Source organism: Photorhabdus aballayi, from assembly GCF_026153155.1.
GTDB lineage: Bacteria > Pseudomonadota > Gammaproteobacteria > Enterobacterales > Enterobacteriaceae > Photorhabdus > Photorhabdus luminescens.
Window position 1 is genome coordinate 1 of sequence record NZ_JAPFCD010000059.1, and the last position, 22,864, is coordinate 22,864.

5 protein-coding genes are annotated in these 22,864 nt (G+C 43.1%); all 5 read left to right on the plus strand.

The window, feature by feature from the left end:
* Positions 1-595: 595 nt before the first annotated feature.
* The 5 genes from OO184_RS20830 (at position 596) to OO184_RS20850 (ending at position 22,838) form a co-directional block, all read left to right on the plus strand.
* Positions 596-7,216: a Tc toxin subunit A-related protein gene (locus OO184_RS20830; protein ID WP_265380829.1), complete on the plus strand. Its 6,621-nt coding sequence runs from the start codon at positions 596-598 to the stop codon at positions 7,214-7,216.
* A 481-nt stretch (positions 7,217-7,697) separates the two neighbouring features.
* Positions 7,698-14,891 carry a Tc toxin subunit A-related protein gene (locus tag OO184_RS20835; protein WP_265380830.1) on the plus strand — a complete coding sequence of 2,398 codons (7,194 nt, stop codon included), beginning with the start codon at positions 7,698-7,700 and terminating at the stop codon, positions 14,889-14,891.
* A 56-nt stretch (positions 14,892-14,947) separates the two neighbouring features.
* The gene (locus OO184_RS20840; protein WP_265380831.1) at positions 14,948-19,417 is read left to right on the plus strand and encodes a SpvB/TcaC N-terminal domain-containing protein; all 4,470 of its coding nucleotides are present in this window, start codon (positions 14,948-14,950) and stop codon (positions 19,415-19,417) included.
* A gap of 69 nt (positions 19,418-19,486) precedes the next feature.
* On the plus strand, positions 19,487-19,795 hold the full coding sequence (locus OO184_RS20845; RefSeq protein WP_176692867.1) for a phage holin family protein: 309 nt from the start codon (positions 19,487-19,489) through the stop codon (positions 19,793-19,795).
* 160 nt (positions 19,796-19,955) lie between these two features.
* The gene (locus tag OO184_RS20850; RefSeq protein ID WP_265380832.1) at positions 19,956-22,838 is read left to right on the plus strand and encodes an RHS repeat protein; all 2,883 of its coding nucleotides are present in this window, start codon (positions 19,956-19,958) and stop codon (positions 22,836-22,838) included.
* The last annotated feature ends 26 nt before the right edge of the window (positions 22,839-22,864 follow it).

Sequence of the window (22,864 nt, forward strand, 5' to 3'; positions counted from 1 at the left end):
ACCCGTCATCTTTCAAGTTGCCTCTTTGTTGGCTGCACTCGCTCACCCCGGTCACATAGTTTGGATTCACTCCTTTGCCGTCGCGATGCATCTTGAAATCCATAGGGTATATAATAATAACCAAAAAAATTTCCTACAGCCTTCATTGCTTCAAACCCAAAAGAAAAAATGTTCATTGAATGCTATCTGACAATTGCTTAGAACAGGCCAGAAAACAGTCGAAATAATATCTTTTCTAATTTTCCTCTTCGCTTATCACAAAATATTAATCATTTTACTTTTCATAAAACACCATTAAGAATAACAGTAATTATTTCATAACTTTATCACTCAAAAAGTAATTATTATAAGTGTGATTATAAATTTTGTTATTGCATTGCCGCAGCAATTTAAATAAACAATATATAATAACGTTATGAAATAATTAATGTGAAAATAATACCATTTTATCTATCCACTATTTTCAACTTATTTCAGTCCGTTATCAGACATCATATTTGCTGCCTTATTTTAATGAACATTAAGCATCTTTTTACGATATTCATGGGACTCAGGGCAGCATAACTATTTTATTTAATATTTAAAAGGAATAAACATGAGCACACTCACCCCCGAACTGATACAACAAGCACAAAAAGCTAACCGACTGCATGAAGCAAGTATCCTCAAACGAGCTAATCCCCAGTTACAAAATGCGATACATCTTGCTATTACAGAGCCTCATGCTGATCAGCAAGGTTATAACAGTAAATTCGGTGGCCGCGCCAGTCAGTATGTCATCCCCGGCTCAGTTGCTTCTATGTTCTCTCCCGCCGCTTATCTGACTGAACTTTATCGGCAGGCGCGCGGTTTACATGCAGATAATTCCGATTATCATTTGGATAAACGCCGCCCTGATTTAAAATTACTGACACTCAGCCAGCAAAATATGGATGATGAAGTTTCTACACTTTCTCTATCTAATAAGGTGTTGATGGAGGGGATTAAAACGCTGACTGGGCTAGAAAACCATACTGATGTAATGAAAGCGCTATCAACCTTTCGCCCTGCTGGTTCAATGCCATATCACGATGCTTATGAAAATATATGCAAAGTTATTCAGTTACAAAATCCAATATTCGACCAATTTAGCCCATCCCCAGAAACAGATATCGCCAAGTTGAAATATCAAGCTTCCCTATTAGAGATTAATATTTCCATCTCTCCAGAGCTATTTAATATCCTAACAGAGCAGATTACAGATGACGAAGAAGAGATTAAAAAGCTCTATAAAAAAAACTTTAACGATATTCAGCCCTCTTTAATGGCAACGCTAGAATCTCTAAAAAGCTATTATAATTTGACTGATGAGGAAGTTAACCAGTTTATTGACCAACGAAATATTAAGCTAATACATGATGAAATGAATTCCGAATATGGCAGCCAACAACCGGCTCAATATTATCTACTCAGGCTTAATAAGATTATCCTTCTGTCACGAGCCACAGAAATGGCACCAGAATCCCTTAAAAACATTGCCTTTAGTAGAACTTATCAGGCAATATCCCAACCGATAGAAATCGCCCTGGAATATAGCCCTACTATATACGACGACCTGAACGATATACCAGACATCAATACAGCAATATTAAATAAAATCTTTCGCGTTAAATACTATATGCAGCGTTACGGTATTGATGCTGAAACTGCATTGATTCTGTGCAATACACCAATTTCACAAAATTACTTTAGCAGTAGCCCCGATCAATTTAGTCGTTTATTTAATACCCCACCATTGAATGGTCAGGATTTTCACGTTTGGGATGAAGAGATTAATTTAAGCCCAAACAATACAGATAGCAGGCAAAAAGAGGTGCTTAAACGTGCTTTTAATGTCGATGATATTTCACTTTATCAATTAATAAAGATGACTCATCGTGATAATGAAAATGGAAAAATAATCAATAATTTAACTAATATTTCTTATCTCTATTTAGCCAAATTACTGGCAGATGTCCATCAGTTAACTGTTAATGAACTGAATTTACTGCTGGTTGCCATAAATGAAGGATCAACTCATTTATCTGGGATTAATGATGACAATCTGGCTATTCTGATCGATAAACTTTATAACGTTACCCAGTGGTTGCGTACACAGAAATGGAATACGTACCTATTGTTTATGATGACCACCACCAGCTATAACAAAAATCTAACTTCGGAAATCCAGAACCTACTAGATGCTGTTTACAATGGTTTGCAAGGCTTCAACAGCGGAAATGAGACAAATCTTCTGTTGAAAATATCTCCTTATATTGCCGCCGCTCTGCAATTGCCGTCTGAAAATGCAGCTTATTATGTACTCACCTGGGCAGATAAACTCAAACCCAGCGACGGCAAAATGACAGCAACAAAATTCTGGGAATGGTTGCAATCTCAACGCAATTCAGAACAATCCACCACTGTAATAGAAGAACAAACAGTCCAATATTGCCAGTGTCTGGCACAACTGGCGCTGATTTATCATTCCATCGGCCTTAGTGAAAACACTTTACGTCTGTTTGTCACACAACCGCGGCTCTTTGACCTTACCGCAGGAACAGCGTCGACACACAACGCATTATCGCTGATAAAGCTGACGCATTTTACTAACTGGGTTAACTCTCTGGGCGAAAAAGCCTCTTCTATATTAGCCGAATTTGAAAACGGAACATTAGAAGCAAAACAGTTGGCTGATGCCATGAATCTTGATAAAAATCTACTGGAGCAAGCCAAGACTCAAGCTAAAGTTAATTTCTCCAACTGGACATCTATCGACGCCATCCTGCAATGGGTTAATATCGCGCGTCAATTGAACGTTTCTCCGCAAAGCGTTTCAGATCTGGTGAAATTATTAACCACAGCCCTCCCCCAGACCTATGACAAATGGGAAAACGTCGCTGCGACATTAACCGCAGGACTAGACACCCAAAAGGCCGATGCCCTGCATATTTTTCTGGATGAGTCTCGTAGCGCCGCATTGAGTAAATACTATATCGGTAAAGTTGCTAGTCAAAATCCAGCGATTAAAAACCGTGATGATCTGTACCAGTATTTATTGATTGATAACCAAGTTTCCGCCGCCATCAAAACCACACCGATTGCAGAAGCTATCGCCAGCATCCAACTGTATGTCAACCGGGCATTGAAAAGGATGGAGGGTGATGCAGTCACAAGTGTCATCAGCCATCCGTTCTTTACCCATTGGGATAAATACAATAAACGCTACAGCACCTGGGCCAGTATTACTAAACTCATTTACTACCCAGAAAATTACATCGATCCGACGATACGCATCGGGCGAACAAAAATGATGGATACGTTGCTGCAATCCATCAGCCAGAGTCAATTAAATACCGATACGGTAGAAGACGCCTTTATGTCTTATCTGACGTCGTTCGAACAGGTAGCTAATCTAGAAATCATTAGCGCCTATCATGACAACATCAATAGCAATCGGGGATTAACCTATTTTATCGGACATAGCAAAACGGAAGTGAACCAATATTATTGGCGCAGTGTAGATCACAATAAATTCAATGATGGTAAGTTTCCTGCTAACGCCTGGAGTGAATGGCACAAAATTGATTGCCCAATGAATCCCTATAAGGAGACTATTCGCCCGGTAATTTTCCAATCTCGCCTGTATCTGATCTGGCTGGAGCAAAAGAAAATTGCTAAACAGGCAGATAATAATCAAACCATTGAAGATTATCATTATGAACTAAAATTAGCGCATATCCGTTATGACGGCACCTGGAATACACCAATAACCTTTGATGTCAGTGACAAAGTATCTGATGTTTTAATCCCTGAGTCATTAAAGGAACAATGGATAAGATTTAAGGAAATATTGAAACAATCAGAGCAGAATCTGGCACAACTGGAGAAAAGACCAGAGCAGAAGAAACTGGCGCCAGCAATAACGGAACTAAAGGAAATAATAGAGGGACAGAAGAAATCGAAGATACAGATGCAACAGAAGATAGAGGAGATAATAACGCAACCAACAAAATTCTATTGTGCAAATTATCAAGGCGAAGATAAATTACTGGTCATATTTTATAGCAAACAGGATAAAATAAACGCATATGAAAAAGAAGTCATAGAAATAGTCACAACAGCAGAGAAATCAGTAAAATTAGTAGAAAAATATGATTTAGAAGGAACCTCAATAATAGAAAGAAAAAAAACAAGAATAGAAATAGAAGAAAAACCAGAAGTACTCATGCAAGGGCTACGTATCTCCTCAAACATGTTATTTGAAGATATCAATTCTGACGATGACATAATTCAAATTCGTAACCAGTTTGATATCAATACTGCGGATAATCGCATCATAATGGTTAATAATCGGCATGAGATCGCTTCATCAGAGACAACTGATGACGATAATATTTTGGTTATTCACCATGAAACAAACGGGGCGCAATATATGCAGTGGGGAGGTTATCGTATTCGCCTTAATACGCTGTTTGCCCGTAAATTAATTAGTCGCGCCACAGCCGGAATCGATACTATTTTAAGTATAGAGACACAGAAATTGCCAGAACCTCAGTTAGGGAAAGGATTTTTTACTCATCTCACTCTTCCTAAATATGATCAAAACGTACATGGCAATGAGCGTTGGTTTAAAATTCACATAAGGAATGATAATGGATTGATGAATGTATACTACAAGGGAATATTAACTGACACTGCAACTAGCATCACTCTTTTTATCCCTTGGTCTAATACACAATCTCGTGTCGAAATAGCAGTAGAATATAAGAATAAATTCTATTTTGAACAACAAAAATGGGAAACTGCTTTATTTCATTTTGATGAAATTAATAAGAAAATTGTGTTAGTTAATGATGCAGATAATAAGTCAATAGTGATAAATGATACTGATGCCATCGTCAATAAATATAAAGGCTTTCTTGATGTTTCCATTCTTACCGATCAACACACGGAACCAATGGATTTCAACGGAGCCAATAGCCTCTATTTCTGGGAATTGTTCTACTATGCTCCGATGCTGATTGCTCAACGTTTGCTACACGAACAAAACTTCGATGAAGCCAACCGTTGGCTGAAATATGTCTGGAACCCAGCCGGTTATATTGAGCATGGTCAGATCCAGCACTACCGCTGGAATGTCCGCCCATTATTAGAAGACACCAATTGGAACGATGATCCACTAAATTCCGTCGATCCCGATGCTATAGCGCAATATGATCCCATGCACTACAAAGTCGCTACTTTCATGCGCACCCTTGATTTGTTGCTGGCCCGTGGAGATTATGCCTATCGTCAGTTAGAACGAGACACACTTAACGAAGCTAAGATGTGGTATATGCAAGCATTGCATCTGTTAGGCGATAAACCCGATTTACCGTTCAGTTCAGAGTGGAGTAAGCCAAATTTAGGTGACGCTGCCAAAATGGAAAAGCAAGAAGAACACGCCCAGGCAATGGCCGCCCTGCGACAAGGTGATGTTGACCAGCACAGCAACCCAACAGATCTTTTCTTGCCACAGGTCAATGAAGTGATGCAAAACTACTGGCAGACACTGGAGCAACGGCTGTACAACCTACGCCATAACCTCTCTATCGACGGCCAGCCGCTACATCTGCCTATTTACGCCACACCGGCAGATCCAAAAGCATTACTTAGCGCCGCTGTCGCTAGCTCCCAAGGTGGAGTCGCTCTCTCACAGCCATTTATGTCACTGTGGCGTTTCCCACAGATGCTGGAAAACGCGCGTGGTATGGTCAGTCAGCTCACTCAATTCGGCTCCACGTTACAAGGTATTATCGAACGTCAGGATGCGGAAGCCTTAAACACACTATTGCAGAATCAAGCAGCAGAACTGATATTGACCAATCTCAGCATACAGGACAAAACCATCGCAGAATTGGATGCGGAAAAAACCGTACTGGAAAAATCCAAAGCCGGGGCACAATCACGCTTTGACAGCTACAGAAAGTTATACGACGAAAATATCAATGCGGGTGAAAACCGGGCTATAGCATTGCATGCCTCCGTTGCTGGCCTCAGCACCGCCCTGCAAGCATCGCATCTGTCAGGCGCTGCGCTTGATCTGGCGCCTAACATTTTCGGTTTTGCTGATGGCGGTAGCCGTTGGGGGGCAATTGCCGAAGCAACAGCTAATGTTATGGAATTCTCCGCCAGTGTGATGAACACCGAAGCGGATAAAATCAGCCAGTCTGAAGCCTATCGCCGCCGCCGTCAGGAATGGGAAATCCAGCGTAATCATGCCGAAGCAGAGATAAAACAGATCGATGCTCAACTTCAATCACTGACAGTACGCCGTGAAGCTGCGGTATTGCAAAAAACCAGCCTAAAAACCCAACAGGAACAGACTCAGGCGCAATTAACTTTTCTGCAACGTAAATTCAGTAATCAAGAGTTGTACAACTGGCTACGCGGTCGGCTAGCTGCTATCTACTTCCAATTTTACGATTTGGCCGTAGCGCGTTGTCTGATGGCTGAAATGGCTTATCGTTGGGAGACTAATGAGACCACAGCAAGCTTCATCAAACCCGGCGCCTGGCAGGGAACCCATGCGGGTTTACTGGCTGGTGAAACTTTGATGCTGAATCTGGCACAAATGGAAGATGCCCATTTGAGGTGGGATCAACGCGCTCTGGAAGTGGAACGGACCATTTCATTGACGCAACACTATGGAGCACTGCCAGAAAAATCGTTTAATTTAACCACACGGATTTCTACCCTGCTAGCAGGTGGTACAACTGACTCCATTGATGATCATCCCGTTACATTAGAAAACGGCCAACTCAGTGCCAAAATCTCTCTGTCAGGTTTGTCATTAGATAATGACTACCCAGATGGCAACGGCGTAGGCAACATTCGACGTATTAAACAAATCAGTGTCACCCTGCCAGCCCTGTTAGGGCCATATCAGGATATACAAGCCATTCTGTCCTACGGAGGAAATGAAACCGGATTAGCTGAAAGCTGTAAATCACTGGCGATTTCTCATGGGATCAATGACAGCGGTCAATTCCAGTTGGATTTTAACAACAGTAAGTTCTTGCCGTTTGAAGGGATAGCGATTAACGATACTGGCACATTAACACTCAGTTTCCCCAATGCGACTGGCAAACAGCAAGCCACGTTGCAGACACTGAGTGATATCATTCTGCATATTCGCTACACCATCCGCCAATAACCACCTCAATTAAATACTAAAGGCAGGCTCCTAAACGGGGCCTGAACCTTTCGCGAATATATACCACTCACAGTCTGCTCTCTTAACCTGTCTAGCGCTCGTTATAACAGAGATATTTCCTTTTCTCGTGAGTTCCATTGCCTACTATAAAACATCAACCCTCTTCTTTTTCATAACATGCAATATGCAACAAATGCAATTATTTCATTTGGTTATTGTTAATCAATTATATTACTTTCGATGTAATTATAAATTTTGTTATTGCATCGCAATAGCCATTCAAATAAATAATAACGTTGTGAAATAGTTGATAGTTAAATGGTGTTTTTTATTTAGCCGTTATTTTCAACCTAATTTCAGACTGTTATCAGACGTTACCTGTGTTGCCTTTGTTTTGATGAATATAAATAACCTTATTTATATCCACGGTACTCAGGCCAGCATAAATGTTTTATTGAACTAACATTTAAAAGGAATAAACATGAACACATCCACAACCAATATCAATGAAATTTTGAAAAGTAAAGGTTTTAATTCAAAAACTGATATTTGCCATCTCTCTTTTGAAGAGTTTCGCAGAGAAGTGAAGGACAAACTATCGTGGTCACAGACCCAAAGCTTATATCTTGAAGCACAACAAGTGCAAAAGGACAATCTCCTGCATGAAGCCCGTATTCTGAAACGCGCCAATCCTCATTTACAAAGTGCGGTCCATCTTGCCCTGACAACACCTCATGCTGACCAGCAAGGTTATAATAGCAGATTTGGCAATCGCGCCAGCAAATATACAGCCCCAGGCGCAATTTCTTCCATGTTTTCTCCTGCGGCTTATTTAGCTGAACTTTATCGTCAGGCTCGGAATTTACATGCTGAAAATTCTATTTATCATTTGGATAAACGGCGTCCGGATCTAAAATCATTGGTGCTCAGCCAGAAAAATATGGATACGGAGATTTCCACACTTTCTCTGTCTAATAACATGTTGCTAGAGGGGATTAAAACTCAGCCTGATTTGAACAGCCACGCTAAAGTAATGGAAGCGTTATCCAATTTCCGCGTTTCTAGCATGATGCCATATCACGATGCCTATGAAAGTGTGCGTAAGATTATTCAGTTACAGACACCTATCTTTGAACAGGTTAGTACATTATCTGAAACGACAATATCTAAGCTGATGCATAAAGCCTATCTGCTAGAGATTAATGCTTCTGTATCTCCTGATTTATTTAATATTTTGACAAGCATAGCTACAGAAGACAACGTTCAAGACCTTTATCTACGGAGCTTTGGTGATATTAAACCTTCTCTAATGATCAGACCAGAACAGTTGAAAAATTATTATCATCTGACAGATCAAGAAGCCGAGCAATTTATTAAAAAGGAAGATATTACACAAGTACATAGATTGATAGAGAGTGAAGAGAGTGAAGAGAGTGAAACACCGGCTAAATACTATTTGCTGAGACTCAATAAGTTTATTCGTCTTTCGAGGATAACAAAACTCCCCCTAACCATTATTCGAAGCATTATTCTTAGTAGTACTGATAAATATCCACCTGAAAAATATAAAGATGATGAAATATATGACATCATAGAAGTCCCTGCCCTCCCGCAATACAATGAATTTCGTGATAATCCAGATATTAATACAGAAGTATTAAAGAAAGCGTTTCGTGTTAAAAACTATATGCAACGTTACGGTATTGATGCCAAGACTACGTTGAGATTGTGCAAAATATCAATTTTAGAAGATGATAATGCTACCCATCCTTCTCTCCCTGATCTAGCCAAATTATTAGCAGACATCCATCAACTAACGATTAATGAACTAGATTTACTGCTGGTTGCCATAGACAAAGGAACAATAACCGATTTACCCAAGCTCAATGAGACTGATCTAATCACGCTAATTAATAAACTCTATACCGTTACCAATTGGCTGCGTACACGGAAGTGGAGTGTATATCAGTTATTTGCTATGACCACCACCAACTATGACAAAACCCTGACACCAGAAATCCAGAACTTACTGGATACTGTATATAACGGTCTGCAAGATTTTGACAAAAAAATACTAAAAGCCAAAGAGGAACTAAGAAAAGCGGAAGAAAGCCAGTCAAAATCGGAAGAAAATTTAAATAAAGCCAAAAAAAATCTGCAAGAGGTCGAGGAGAATCTGAAAAAAGCATTATCTCATTATATCGCCGCCGCTCTGCAATTACCGTCTGAGAATATTGCTCTCTCTGTGCTGAATTGGGCAGATAAACTAAATTCTGGCAAAGAAAATAAAATGACGGCAAACTCATTCTGGAATTGGCTGCGGACAAACCCCGATAGAACTCAATCAAAAACAACTGAATCAACTACACTAATTCAACAGGCTGTCCAGTATTTCCAATGCCTGGCACAACTAGCGTTGATTTACCGTTCTACCGGCCTTAACGAAAACACCTTAAATATGTTTGTAGCAAAGCCGCAACACTTTATTATTGCAACTGAAACAACACCAGCACATGACGTATCAACACTAATGTCACTAACACGTTTTACTGACTGGGTTAACTCACTAGGTGAAAACGCCTCTTCTGTACTAACCGAATTTAAAAAAGGAACATTAACAACAGAACTATTGGCTAACGCCATGAATCTCGATAAAAATCTACTGGAGCAGGCCAAGATTCAGGCAAAAACTGATTTGTCCAACTGGCCATCTATCGACAGCCTATTGCAGTGGATTAACATCTCACGTCAATTGAACATCTCTCCACAAGGCGTTTCTACACTGACTCAAGTATTGACCGCAGAATCTTCCGCTAACTATACCCAATGGAAAAACGTCGCTGAGATATTAACCGCCGGGCTGGACACCCAAAAAGCCAATGCCCTACATGCGTTTCTGGATGAGTCTCGCAGTGCTGCATTGAGTGAATACTATATTTATATGCGTAACCAAATTAGAAAAGATATAGTCATTAAAAACCGGGATGATCTATATCAATACCTATTGATCGATAATCAGGTTTCCGCCGCCATTAAAACCACGGAGATTGCGGAAGCTATCGCCAGTATCCAACTGTATATTAACCGCGCGTTGAAAAATATGGAGGGAGATACTGTCACAAGCGTCACCAGCCGCTCATTCTTCACCAACTGGGATAAATACAATAAACGCTACAGCACTTGGGCCGGTATGGCTAAACTCCTTTACTATCCAGAGAATTACATCGATCCGACACTACGTATTGGGCAGACAAAAATGATGGATACGCTGCTGCAATCCATCAGCCAAAGCCAATTAAATATCGATACCGTAGAAGATGCCTTTAAATCTTACCTGACATCATTCGAACAAGTGGCTAATCTGGAAATCCTCAGTGCTTACCATGACAACATTAATAATGATCAAGGATTAACTTACTTTATCGGACGTAGTAAAACAGAAGTGAATCAATATTATTGGCGCAGTGTGGATCACAATAAATTCAGCGACGGAAAATTCCCTGCTAATGCCTGGAGTGAATGGTACAAAATTGATTGTCCAATTAACCCCTACAAAGATACTATCCGCCCGGTAATTTTCCAATCTCGCCTGTATCTTATCTGGCTGGAACAGAAAAAGACGACTAAACAGGAAGGTGACAAAACTACCTCGGATTATTATTATGAACTGAAACTAGCGCATATTCGTTATGACGGTACCTGGAATACACCAGTCACTTTTGATGTAAATAAGAAAATATCTGCTCTAAATCTAGATGCGAATAAAGTATTAGGGCTATATTGTGCAAGTTATCAAGGCAAAGATAAATTACTAGTAATATTTTATCCAAAACGGCCAGAAAATACAGATTACAAACTTGAATCTATTGCTATGCAAGGATTATATATCTCCTCTAATATGTCATCAGAAGAGATGGAGCCTAGTAATTATAGAGCCAATATTTATAAACAACTTGATACCCGTATTGAGACTAAAAGTGTTATAAAAGTCAATAATCGCTATGCAGAAAGTTACGAAATCCCTTCATCAGTAAACAGTAATAACGGTTATGATTGGGGAGATGGCTATCTGAGTATGGTATATGGAGGGAGTATTCTAATTACCCGAGACCAAAGCAATAACTCAAAAATAAAAATCTCACCACAGTTAAGAATTATTCACAATGGATATGAGGGCCGTCAACGTAATCAGTGCAATTTAATGAAGAAATACGGTAAGCTCGGTGATAAATTTATTATTTATACCACGCTAGGTATTAACCCGAATAATTTATCAAATAAAAAACTCATCTACCCTGTTTATCAATATGGAGACACTCCCGCAAAAGGGAAGCTGCTGTTTTATCGGGAGAGTACCACTAACTTTGTAAGAGCCTGGTTCCCTAACCTTCCCTCTGGCTCTCAAGAAATGTCCACAACCACTGGCGGTAACATTAGTGGTAATTATGGTTATATTGATAATAAGCACAGTAATAACGATCCATTCAAAGAATATTTCTATATGGATGACCACGGTGGTATTGACACTGATGTTTCTGGACCAATGTTTATTAATACAAACATTCAGCACTCAAACGTTAAAATCACAGTAAAAACAGTGAAGGAAAATGGAGAATCAGATAGTAAACTATATACAGCGAACAACAAGGTTTCCGTTAAACCACCACTCAACTTCGAAGAAATGTGTTACCAGTTTAATGGTCTAGAAGAAATAGATGTCTCCAAACTGAAATTTAATAATAATGAAGCAAGTATTGATATCACCTTTACAGCATTTGCTGATGCATTTACAACATCTGCCGAAGCATCTGAAATAGATAAGAAAGAACGTAATCTAGGCGAAGAACATTTCAGTATTCGTATTATCAAAAAGGAAGATATTAATGATGTCCTGACCCTGCACCATGATGCAAACGGAGCACAATATATGCAATGGGGAGCTTATCGTACTCGCCTTAATACACTGTTTGCCCGTCAATTAATTAGCCGCGCCAACGCAGGGATAGATACTATTTTGAGCATGGAAACTCAAAATATTCAGGAACCTATGATGGGAATTGGCGCCTATGTGGAACTAGTTATGGATAAATATAATCCAGAAATCCACGGTATTCATAAATCCTTTACACTCATCAATTCTAATATTTTTAAATCTAATGATGAATTTCCTGTTTATCAAGGGACATTAAGCGATATTGCACCAACAACAGTAAGATTATTCTTACCTCGTCTTGATGATGCTTTTGGAAATAAAGACAATCTCTATATCAATGCGGTCTATCAAAAAGAGGGAAAGAATAGTATCCGCTTTCTTAAAACAAATAATAATGAACTCGCTACATTAGATACTACTTATAATAACGGCACTTTCTCAGGTCTTGTATCAACTAGAGTAGTACCAACCTTCACAGAACCAATGGACTTCAACGGCGCCAACAGCCTCTATTTCTGGGAACTGTTCTACTATACCCCAATGTTGATTGCTCAACGTTTGCTGCACGAGCAAAACTTCGATGAGGCTAACCGTTGGCTGAAATATGTCTGGAACCCATCCGGTTATATTATCAATGGCCAAATGCAGCATTACCGCTGGAATACCCGCCCATTACAAGAAGACACGAGTTGGAACGATGATCCTTTGGACTCATTTGATCCCGATGCCATAGCTCAACATGATCCAATGCACTACAAAGTCGCCACCTTTATGCGCATCCTAGATCTGTTGATCGAACAGGGAGATTACGCCTATCGCCAATTGGAGCGGGATACACTCGCCGAAGCCAAAATGTGGTATATGCAGGCACTGCATCTATTGGGTGATAAACCTTATCTACCACTCAGCTCAACATGGAGTAATCCAGAGCTACAAGAAGCCGCAGATCTTGAAAAACAACAGGAACATACCAAAGCAATAGCAGATTTACGACAAGGCCAGCCTACAGATGGAAGCAATACAGATCTTTTCCTGCCGCAAGTGAACGAAGTGATGCTGAGCTACTGGCAGAAGCTAGAACAACGGTTGTATAACCTGCGCCATAACCTCTCTATTGACGGTCAACCTTTACATCTGACTATTTTCGCAACACCAGCAGATCCAAAAGCGTTGCTCAGCGCCGCTGTCGCCAGTTCACAAGGAGGGAACAATCTTCCGTCAGAATTTATATCGGTTTGGCGTTTCCCTCATATGCTGGAAAACGCCCGCAGTATGGTCAGTCAGCTAACCCAATTCGGCTCCACATTGCAAAATATTATCGAACGTCAAGATGCGGAGGCATTAAACACGCTGTTGCAAAATCAGGCGGCAGAACTGATATTGACCAATCTCAGCATACAGGACAAAACCATCCAAGAGCTGGATGCTGAAAAAACTGTGCTAGAAAAAAACCGCGCCGGAACCCAGTCGCGTTTTGATAGCTACAGCAAATTCTACGATGAAGACATCAACGCGGGTGAAAAACAGGCAATGGCGTTGCGTGCTTCCGTCGCTGGCATCTCTACAGCCCTTCAAGCATCACATCTGGCGGGCGCAGCACTTGATCTGGCGCCTAACATCTTCGGCTTCGCTGATGGTGGCAGCCGTTGGGGGGCGATCGCCCAAGCCACAGGTAATGTCATGGAATTCTCCGCCAGTGTCATGAATACCGAAGCGGATAAAATCAGCCAGTCTGAAGCCTACCGTCGGCGTCGTCAGGAATGGGAAATTCAGCGTAATAACGCTGAGGCAGAGCTGAAACAAATCGATGCTCAACTTGGTTCGCTGGCAGTACGCCGTGAAGCCGCAGTATTACAAAAAACCAGCCTGAAAACCCAACAAGAGCAGACTCATGCACAACTGACCTTCCTACAACATAAGTTCAGTAATCAGGCGCTGTACAACTGGCTACGTGGTCGATTGTCCGCCATTTACTTCCAGTTCTATGATTTAGCGGTAGCCCGTTGCCTGATGGCGGAAATGGCCTATCGTTGGGAGACTAACGATGCCGCAGCACGCTTTATCAAGCCCGGCGCCTGGCAGGGAACCCATGCGGGTTTGCTTGCGGGTGAAACCTTAATGCTGAATCTGGCGCAAATGGAAGATGCTCACCTGAAACAGGAGCAACGCGTACTGGAGGTAGAACGTACCGTTTCACTGGCAGAAGTCTATAAAGAGAAAAGTCAATTTTCCCTGACTGAGAAAATTGCAGAACTGTTAAAGAATAAATCAGGCGCCGCCGGCAGCGGAAGTAATTCCCTAAAGTTTGGTACAGAGAATGCCGGAACTTCTTTGAAAGCATCCGTTTCGTTAGCTGACTTACAAATCCGTAACGATTACCCAGAAAACAGTGGGGTAGGTAACGTCCGACGCATCAAGCAGATCAGTGTCACCCTGCCAGCACTGCTAGGACCCTATCAGGATGTGCAAGCAATTCTGTCTTACAGCGGAAAAGCCTCTGAATTGGCTGAAAGTTGCAAATCATTGGCGGTTTCTCATGGGATGAATGACAGCGGTCAGTTCCAGTTGGATTTCAACGATGGCAAATTCCTGCCGTTCGAAGGAATCAAAATCGATGAAGGTACGCTGACATTGAGCTTCCCAAATGCAATTAGTAAAGAAGACAAAAAAGGCAAACAACAAGCCATGCTGGAGAGTCTGAACGACATCATTCTGCATATTCGCTACACCATTCGCCAATAACGATTTTAATTAAGTGCTAAAACAGGCCCCTAAGCGGGGCCTGCAAGGAGTTTTTCATGCAAAATTCACAAGATTTCAGTATTACAGAACTATCATTGCCCAAAAGCGGGGGCGCTATCACGGGAATGGGGGAAGCGTTAACCCCCACCGGACCGGATGGGATGGCCGCGCTGTCTCTGCCGTTGCCTATCTCTGCCGGGCGCGGTTATGCTCCGTCACTCGCCTTAAACTACAACAGCGGCGCCGGTAACAGCCCATTTGGTCTGGGCTGGGATTGCAACATTATGACCATCCGCCGCCGCACCCATTTTGGCGTTCCCCATTATAATGAAACCGATACCTTTCTGGGGCCAGAAGGCGAGGTATTGGTGGTAGCGGATCAACCGCGCGACGAATCCACATTACAAGGTATTAATTTAGGCGCCGCCTTTACCGTCACCGGATACCGTTCCCGTCTGGAGAGTCATTTCAGCCGATTGGAATATTGGCAACCCAAGGCAACACCCAAAACAACCGGCAAAACAGATTTTTGGTTGATATATAGCCCAGATGGACAAGTACATTTACTGGGTAAATCACCTCAAGCGCGGATCAGCAACCCGTCAGATATCACACAAACAGCACAATGGTTGCTAGAAGCCTCTGTGTCACCACATGGCGAACAAATTTATTATCAATATCGTGCCGAAGATGATACAGGTTGCGAAGCTGATGAAATCACGCTCCATCCACAGGCCACCGCGCAACGTTACTTACACATCGTGTATTACAGCAACCGGACAGCCAGCGAAACGTTACCCGGTCTGGACGGCAGCGCCCCATCACAAGCAGACTGGTTATTCTATCTGGTATTTGATTACGGCGAACGCAGTAACAACCTGAAAACGCCGCCAGCATTTTCGACTACAGGTAGCTGGCTTTGTCGCCAGGACCGTTTTTCCCGGTATGAATATGGTTTTGAGATTCGTACCCGCCGCTTATGCCGTCAGGTATTGATGTATCACCACCTGCAAGCGCTGGATAGCGAGATAAAAGAACACAACGGACCAACGCTGGTTTCACGCCTGATACTCAATTATGACGAAAGCGCAATCGCCAGCACGCTGGTATTCGTTCGTCGAGTAGGCCACGAGCAAGACGGTACTGCCGTCACCCTGCCGCCATTAGAATTGGCGTATCAGGATTTTTCACCGCAACATAACGCTCGCTGGCAATCGATGGATGTGCTGGCAAACTTCAATGCCATTCAGCGCTGGCAACTAGTTGATCTAAAAGGCGAAGGATTCCCCGGCCTGCTATATCAAGATAAAGGCGCCTGGTGGTACCGCTCTGCACAACGTTTCGGCAAAATTGGCTCAGATGCCGTCACTTGGGAAAAAATGCAACCTTTGTCGGTTATCCCTTCCTTACAAAGTAACGCCTCGCTGGTGGATATCAATGGAGACGGCCAACTTGACTGGGTTATCACCGGACCGGGATTACGGGGATATCATAGTCAGCATCCAGATGGCAGTTGGACACGCTTTACCCCACTCAACGTTTTGCCAGTGGAATATACTCATCCACGCGCGCAACTCGCCGATTTAATGGGAGCCGGGCTTTCTGATTTAGTACTGATCGGCCCTAAGAGTGTACGTTTATATGCCAATACCCGCGACGGCTTTGCCAAAGGAAAAGATGTAGTTCAATCCGGTGATATCACACTGCCAGTACCGGGCGCCGATCCGCGTAAGTTGGTGGCGTTTAGTGACGTACTGGGTTCCGGTCAGGCACATCTGGTTGAAGTAAGCGCGACTAAAGTCACCTGCTGGCCTAATCTGGGGCACGGACGTTTTGGCCAACCAATTACTCTTCCGGGATTTAGCCAACCAGAAGCGACGTTTAATCCTGCTCAAGTTTATCTGGCCGATCTAGATGGCAGCGGCCCGACTGATCTGATTTATGTTCACACAGATCGTCTGGATATCTTCCTGAATAAAAGCGGCAACGGCTTCGCCACACCAGTAACTCTCCCCTTCCCAACCGGAGTGCGTTTCGATCATACCTGTCAGTTACAAGTGGCCGATGTACAAGGGTTAGGCGTCGCCAGCCTGATATTAAGTGTGCCGCATATGACTCCCCATCACTGGCGCTGTGATCTGACCAATGCAAAACCGTGGTTACTCAGTGAAATGAACAACAACATGGGAGCCCATCACACCTGGCGTTACCGCAGTTCCGCCCAGTTCTGGCTGGATGAAAAAGCCGCGGCGCTGTTTGCCGGACAAACACCAGTTTGTTACCTACCCTTCCCAGTACACACCCTATGGCAAACGGAAATAGAGGATGAAATCAGCGGCAACAAATTAGTCACAATACTACGTTATGCACATGGCGCCTGGGATGGACGTGAGCGGGAATTTCGCGGATTTGGTTATGTTGAACAGAAAGACAGCCATCAACTGACCCAAGGCAGTGCGCCAGAACTCACACCACCTGCGCTGGCCCAAGGCAACGCGCCAGAATTCACACCACCTGCGCTGACCAAAAACTGGTATGCCACCGGAATACCCATGATAGATAACACATTATCGACAGAGTATTGGCGTGGTGATAATCAGGCTTTTGCCGATTTTTCACCACGCTTTACGACCTGGCAAAATGATCAAGATATTCTGCTCACACCGGAAAATGATAACAGTCAGTACTGGCTAAACCGGGCACTGAAAAGTCAACTGCTACGCCGTGAACTGTACGGCGAGGATGGCAGTACACAGGAAAAAACTCCCTACACAGTCACTGAATTTCGCCCACAGGTACGTCGGTTACAGCATACCGATAGCCGATACCCTGTGCTTTGGTCATCTGTAGTTGAAAGCCGCAACTATCATTACGAACGTATCGCCAGCGATCCGCAATGCAGCCAAGAGATTACGCTATCCAGTGACCTATTCGGTCAACCGTTAAAACAGGTTTCGGTACAGTATCCACGCCGCCAGCAACCGGCAATCAGTCCGTATCCTGATACGTTGCCTGATAAGTTATTTGCTAACAGCTATGATGACCAGCAACACAAATTACGGCTCACCTATCAACAGTTCAGTTGGCATCATCTGACCGACAATACCATGCTGATGTTAGGATTACCGGATAGTACCCGCAGCGATACCTTTACTTATAGCGCTGAACATGTCCCTGCTGGCGGTCTAAATCTGGAAATCCTGAGTGATGAAAATGGTCTGATTGCGGATAATAAACCGCGTGAATACCTCGGCCAGCAAAAAACCGTTTATACCAATGGACAAAATGCAGCGCCATCGCAAACGCCAACACGGCAAGCGCTGATTGCCTTCACCGAGACAACGGTATTTAGTCAATCCACACTATCAGCATTTGATGGGAGTATCCCATCTGATGAATTGTCAACGAAGCTGGAACAAGCCGGATACCAGCAAACACATTATCTATTCCCGCGCACTGGAGAAGATAAAGTCTGGGCAGCCCGTCATGGCTATACCGATTACGGTACAGCCGAGCAGTTCTGGCGCCCGCAAAAACAGAGCAACACCCAACTCACGGGCAAAATCATGCTCACTTGGGATGCAAACTATTGCGTTGTCACACAAACCCGGGATGCTGCTGGACTAACAACCTCAGCCAGATATGACTGGCGTTTTCTGACTCCTGTGCAACTCACGGATATTAATGATAACCAGCACCTTATCACGCTGGACGCACTGGGTCGGCCAATCACACTGCGCTTTTGGGGAACTGAGAACGGCAAAATGACCGGTTACTCCTCACCGGAAAAAGTATCGTTTTCTCCACCATCTGATGTTGACGCCGCTCTTGAGTTAACAACGCCGATCCCTGTAGCACAGTGTCAGGTCTATGCACCCGAAAGCTGGATGCCCATATTAAGTCAGAAAACCCTCAATAAACTGGCAGAACAAGAACGGCAAGAGCTATATAACGCCCGAATCATCACCGAAGACGGACGCATCTGTACCTTAGCTCACCGCCGCTGGGTAAAAAGCCAAAGTACAATCACACAGTCAATCAATCTGTCAGGCGGCAATCCCCGTTTACCCCCTCATAGCCTCACATTGACTACAGATCGTTATGATCACGATCATGAGCAACAGATCCGCCAACAAGTGATATTTAGTGATGGCTTTGGCCGTTTGCTGCAAGCGGCCGCCCGACATGAATCAGGCATGGCCTGGCAACGTAACGAAGATGGTTCTCTGGTTATAAATGCTAAACATACAGAGACTCGTTGGGCAGTGACTGGACGGACGGAATATGACAATAAGGGACAACCGATACGCACCTATCAGCCCTATTTCCTCAATGACTGGCGATACGTCAGTAATGACAGCGCCCGAAGGGCAGAAGACGCTTATGCAGATACCCATGTCTATGATTCCATTGGTCGAGAAATCAAAGTTATCACTGCAAAAGGTTGGTTCCGTCGAACCTTGTTCACTCCTTGGTTTACTGTCAATGAAGATGAAAATGACACAGCTACTGAGGTGAATATGTAACTTGATCAATTCAATCCCGCCCGGTTGAAGGGCGGGAAACATAGATAGAGGTGAAAGGTGTTGCTCATAATGCCATCAGATACTCAACTTATTATCTGGTTGATCATTGGTTTTATTGCGGCTTGGGGCGGATTAGTAAGGTACCTCATTGATATGCAAAACAAACAATATAAATGGAGTTGGATCAACGTATTCTGTCAACTCATCATCTCCTGCTTTACCGGTGTATTGGGAGGATTGCTGAGTTTTGAAAGTGGCGGCGGCATCTATATGACTTTTGCGATTGCAGGTTTATTCGGCACAACAGGAAGTACCGGACTGAACTGGCTCTGGCGTCGCCTCATCACGCATCATCATGATCATGGAGGAAAACAATAAAGCATTCCCACTGCCACAACAAACTATCTGCCTCCAGTTAAACAAGGAAATTATCTACTACGCTATCGTAAGAAAACGAATATATAGAAAAACTAACATACAGACAAAAACTGCGATTGCAGAAAGGATTACACACAACAGCTCAACAACGAGGTAAATTATGAAAAACATCGATCCTAAACTTTATCAAAAAACCCCTGTCGTCAACGTCCACGATAACCGAGGTCTGACGATCCGTGACATCGCCTTTCACCGTACCACGGCAAACGGCAATACCGATATCCGTATTACTCGCCATCAATACAATACTCGCGGATACCTAAGCCAAAGCATCGACCCACGCCTATATGAAGCCAAACAAAAATCTAACTTTCTCTGGCAGTATGATTTGACCGGCAATATTTTGTGTACAGAAAGCGTCGATGCCGGTCGCACTGTCACCTTAAATGATATTGAAGGCCGTCCGCTGCTGACAGTGACTGCAACCGGTGTCATACAAACCCGACAATATGAAATTTCCACTCTGCCCGGTCGTCTGTTGTCTGTTACCGAACAAGCGCCAGAGGAAAAAACACCCCGTATCAGCGAACGCCTGATCTGGGCTGGCAATAGCGAAGCAGAGAAAGACCATAATCTTGCCGGCCAGTGCGTGCGCCACTATGACACGGCGGGAGTCACCCGATTAGAGAGTTTGTCACTGACCGGTACTGTTTTATCTCAATCCACTCAACTATTGATCGACACTCAAGCAGCTAACTGGACAGGTGATAACGAAACCATCTGGCAAAACATGCTGGCTGATGACATCTACACAACCCTGAGCGCCTTTGATGCCACCGGCGCTTTACTCACTCAGACCGATGCGAAAGGGAACATTCAGAGGCTAACCTATGATGTGGCCGGGCAGCTAAACGGGAGCTGGTTAACCTTAAAAGGCCAGACGGAACAAATGATTATCAGATCCCTGACCTATTCCGCCGCCGGACAAAAATTACGCGAGGAACACGAAAATGGCATTATCACCGAATACAGTTATGAACCGGAAACCCAACGACTTATCGGTATCAAAACCCGCCGTCCGTCAGACGCCAAAGTGTTGCAAGACCTACGCTATCAATATGATCCGGCAGGCAATGTCATCAGTATCCGTAATGACGCAGAAGCCACCCGCTTCTGGCACAATCAGAAAGTGGCGCCGGAAAATACCTACACCTACGATTCCCTGTATCAGCTTATCAGCGCCACTGGGCGTGAAATGGCCAATATAGGTCAGCAAAATAACCAATTTCCCTCCCCGGCTCTACCTTCTGACAACAGCACCTACACTAACTATACCCGCACTTATACTTATGACCGTGGCGGCAATCTGACTAAAATCCAGCACAGTTCACCGGCCACGCAAAACAACTACACCACGGCTATCACGGTTTCTAACCGGAGCAATCGCGCAGTACTCAGCACACTGACCGAAGATCCGGCGCAAGTAGATGCTTTATTTGATGTCGGCGGACATCAGAACACGTTGATATCAGGACAAAATCTGAACTGGAATACACGCGGTGAACTGCAACAAGCGACACTGGTGAAACGGGACAAGGGCGCCAATGATGATCGGGAATGGTATCGTTATAGTGGCGATGGGAGAAGGATATTAAAAGTCAATGAACAACGGGCCAGCAACAACGCTCAAATACAGCGAATAACTTATTTACCGAGCTTAGAACTCCGTCTAACACAAAACAGCACGACCACAACCGAAGATTTGCAAGTTATCACGGTAGGAGAAGCGGGCCGGGCACAGGTACGAGTATTGCATTGGGATAGCGGTAAACCGGAAGATATCGACAATAATCAGTTGCGTTATAGCTACGATAATCTTATCGGTTCCAGTCAGCTTGAATTAGACAGCAAAGGAGAGATTATTAGCGAGGAAGAGTACTATCCCTATGGCGGCACGGCATTATGGGCAGCAAGGAAGCAAACAGAAGCCAGTTATAAAACCATCCGTTATTCAGGCAAAGAGCGGGATGCCACCGGGCTATATTATTACGGTTACCGATATTATCAACCTTGGATAGGACGATGGTTAAGTGCCGATCCGGCGGGAACAATCGATGGACTGAATTTATATCGGATGGTGAGGAATAATCCAATTAAATATCATGATACTGATGGTAGAGCCCCTGAAATTAAAGATGTCGAACACACTGTTATATATGGTTTCAGTCATCACCGCGGATCAGAGATGGGGAAAGCATTCGCGGCTAAAAAGAATCCGGTTACCATCGATGAATATAATGCCGGGCTTGGTATCATGGGTGAATTAAGTCTGTCTGATTATTTTAGAATTTCCCAAAATCTTAAAGAAGACAGTCCACCTAAATTAAATGAGGGAAATATAAGAGCTAACTCATTTAAATATCTGGATGCAATGGATATAAAGGTGGATTCAGCTACCGATAAAATCAAACAGGAAGCCTATGAACAACAATATGCTTACACTGCGTCATGGAGTTTTCACATGATAGAAAATAAAGAAAAATTAGATATTCAGAGTAAAGTAAAAAACCTTCTCCCCTCAAAAGGTTTTTTCAGTGGATTATCCGGCAAAAAACGATTCCAGAAATTAGATGAGTTTATTTTTAAAAATAGTGATGGTAACGGTTTCCCTATTCAAAGACAGAGAGATATTTTAACGAAATTTGCTTCCGCAGGAAGTGCAGGAGAACTTGAAAGCACCTTATCAGCCGAAGACCAATCATGGCTAAAAAATACTGTTGCCACAGCATTCTTTAGACAAACAAGTAAATTAGGTATGGATTGGTTTATAAAACAACTAGCATCACCTGATTTCAGATTTGTTATGGCTGGATATAACGGGGAAGAATTGACTATCGAGCAGTTAAAATCAGACCAACCCTGGAAAACAGGAAAAAGAAGAAAAGAAGGTCCGAATGAATATGCCGAAGCAATCACTTTCTCTGAAATTCGTCACGCTTATAGAAAAGGATACGACAATAAAATAAACTTTATTCAGAAATAATTAATAACAAGCCATGAAAGAATATT

What these genes read in the sequence shown, in the direction of transcription:
- OO184_RS20830 (WP_265380829.1), top strand. Translation starts at nt 596, where the DNA reads ATGAGCACACTCACCCCCGAACTGATACAACAAGCACAAAAAGCTAAC.
- OO184_RS20835 (WP_265380830.1), top strand. Translation starts at nt 7,698, where the DNA reads ATGAACACATCCACAACCAATATCAATGAAATTTTGAAAAGTAAAGGT.
- OO184_RS20840 (WP_265380831.1), top strand. Translation starts at nt 14,948, where the DNA reads ATGCAAAATTCACAAGATTTCAGTATTACAGAACTATCATTGCCCAAA.
- OO184_RS20845 (WP_176692867.1), top strand. Translation starts at nt 19,487, where the DNA reads ATGCCATCAGATACTCAACTTATTATCTGGTTGATCATTGGTTTTATT.
- OO184_RS20850 (WP_265380832.1), top strand. Translation starts at nt 19,956, where the DNA reads ATGAAAAACATCGATCCTAAACTTTATCAAAAAACCCCTGTCGTCAAC.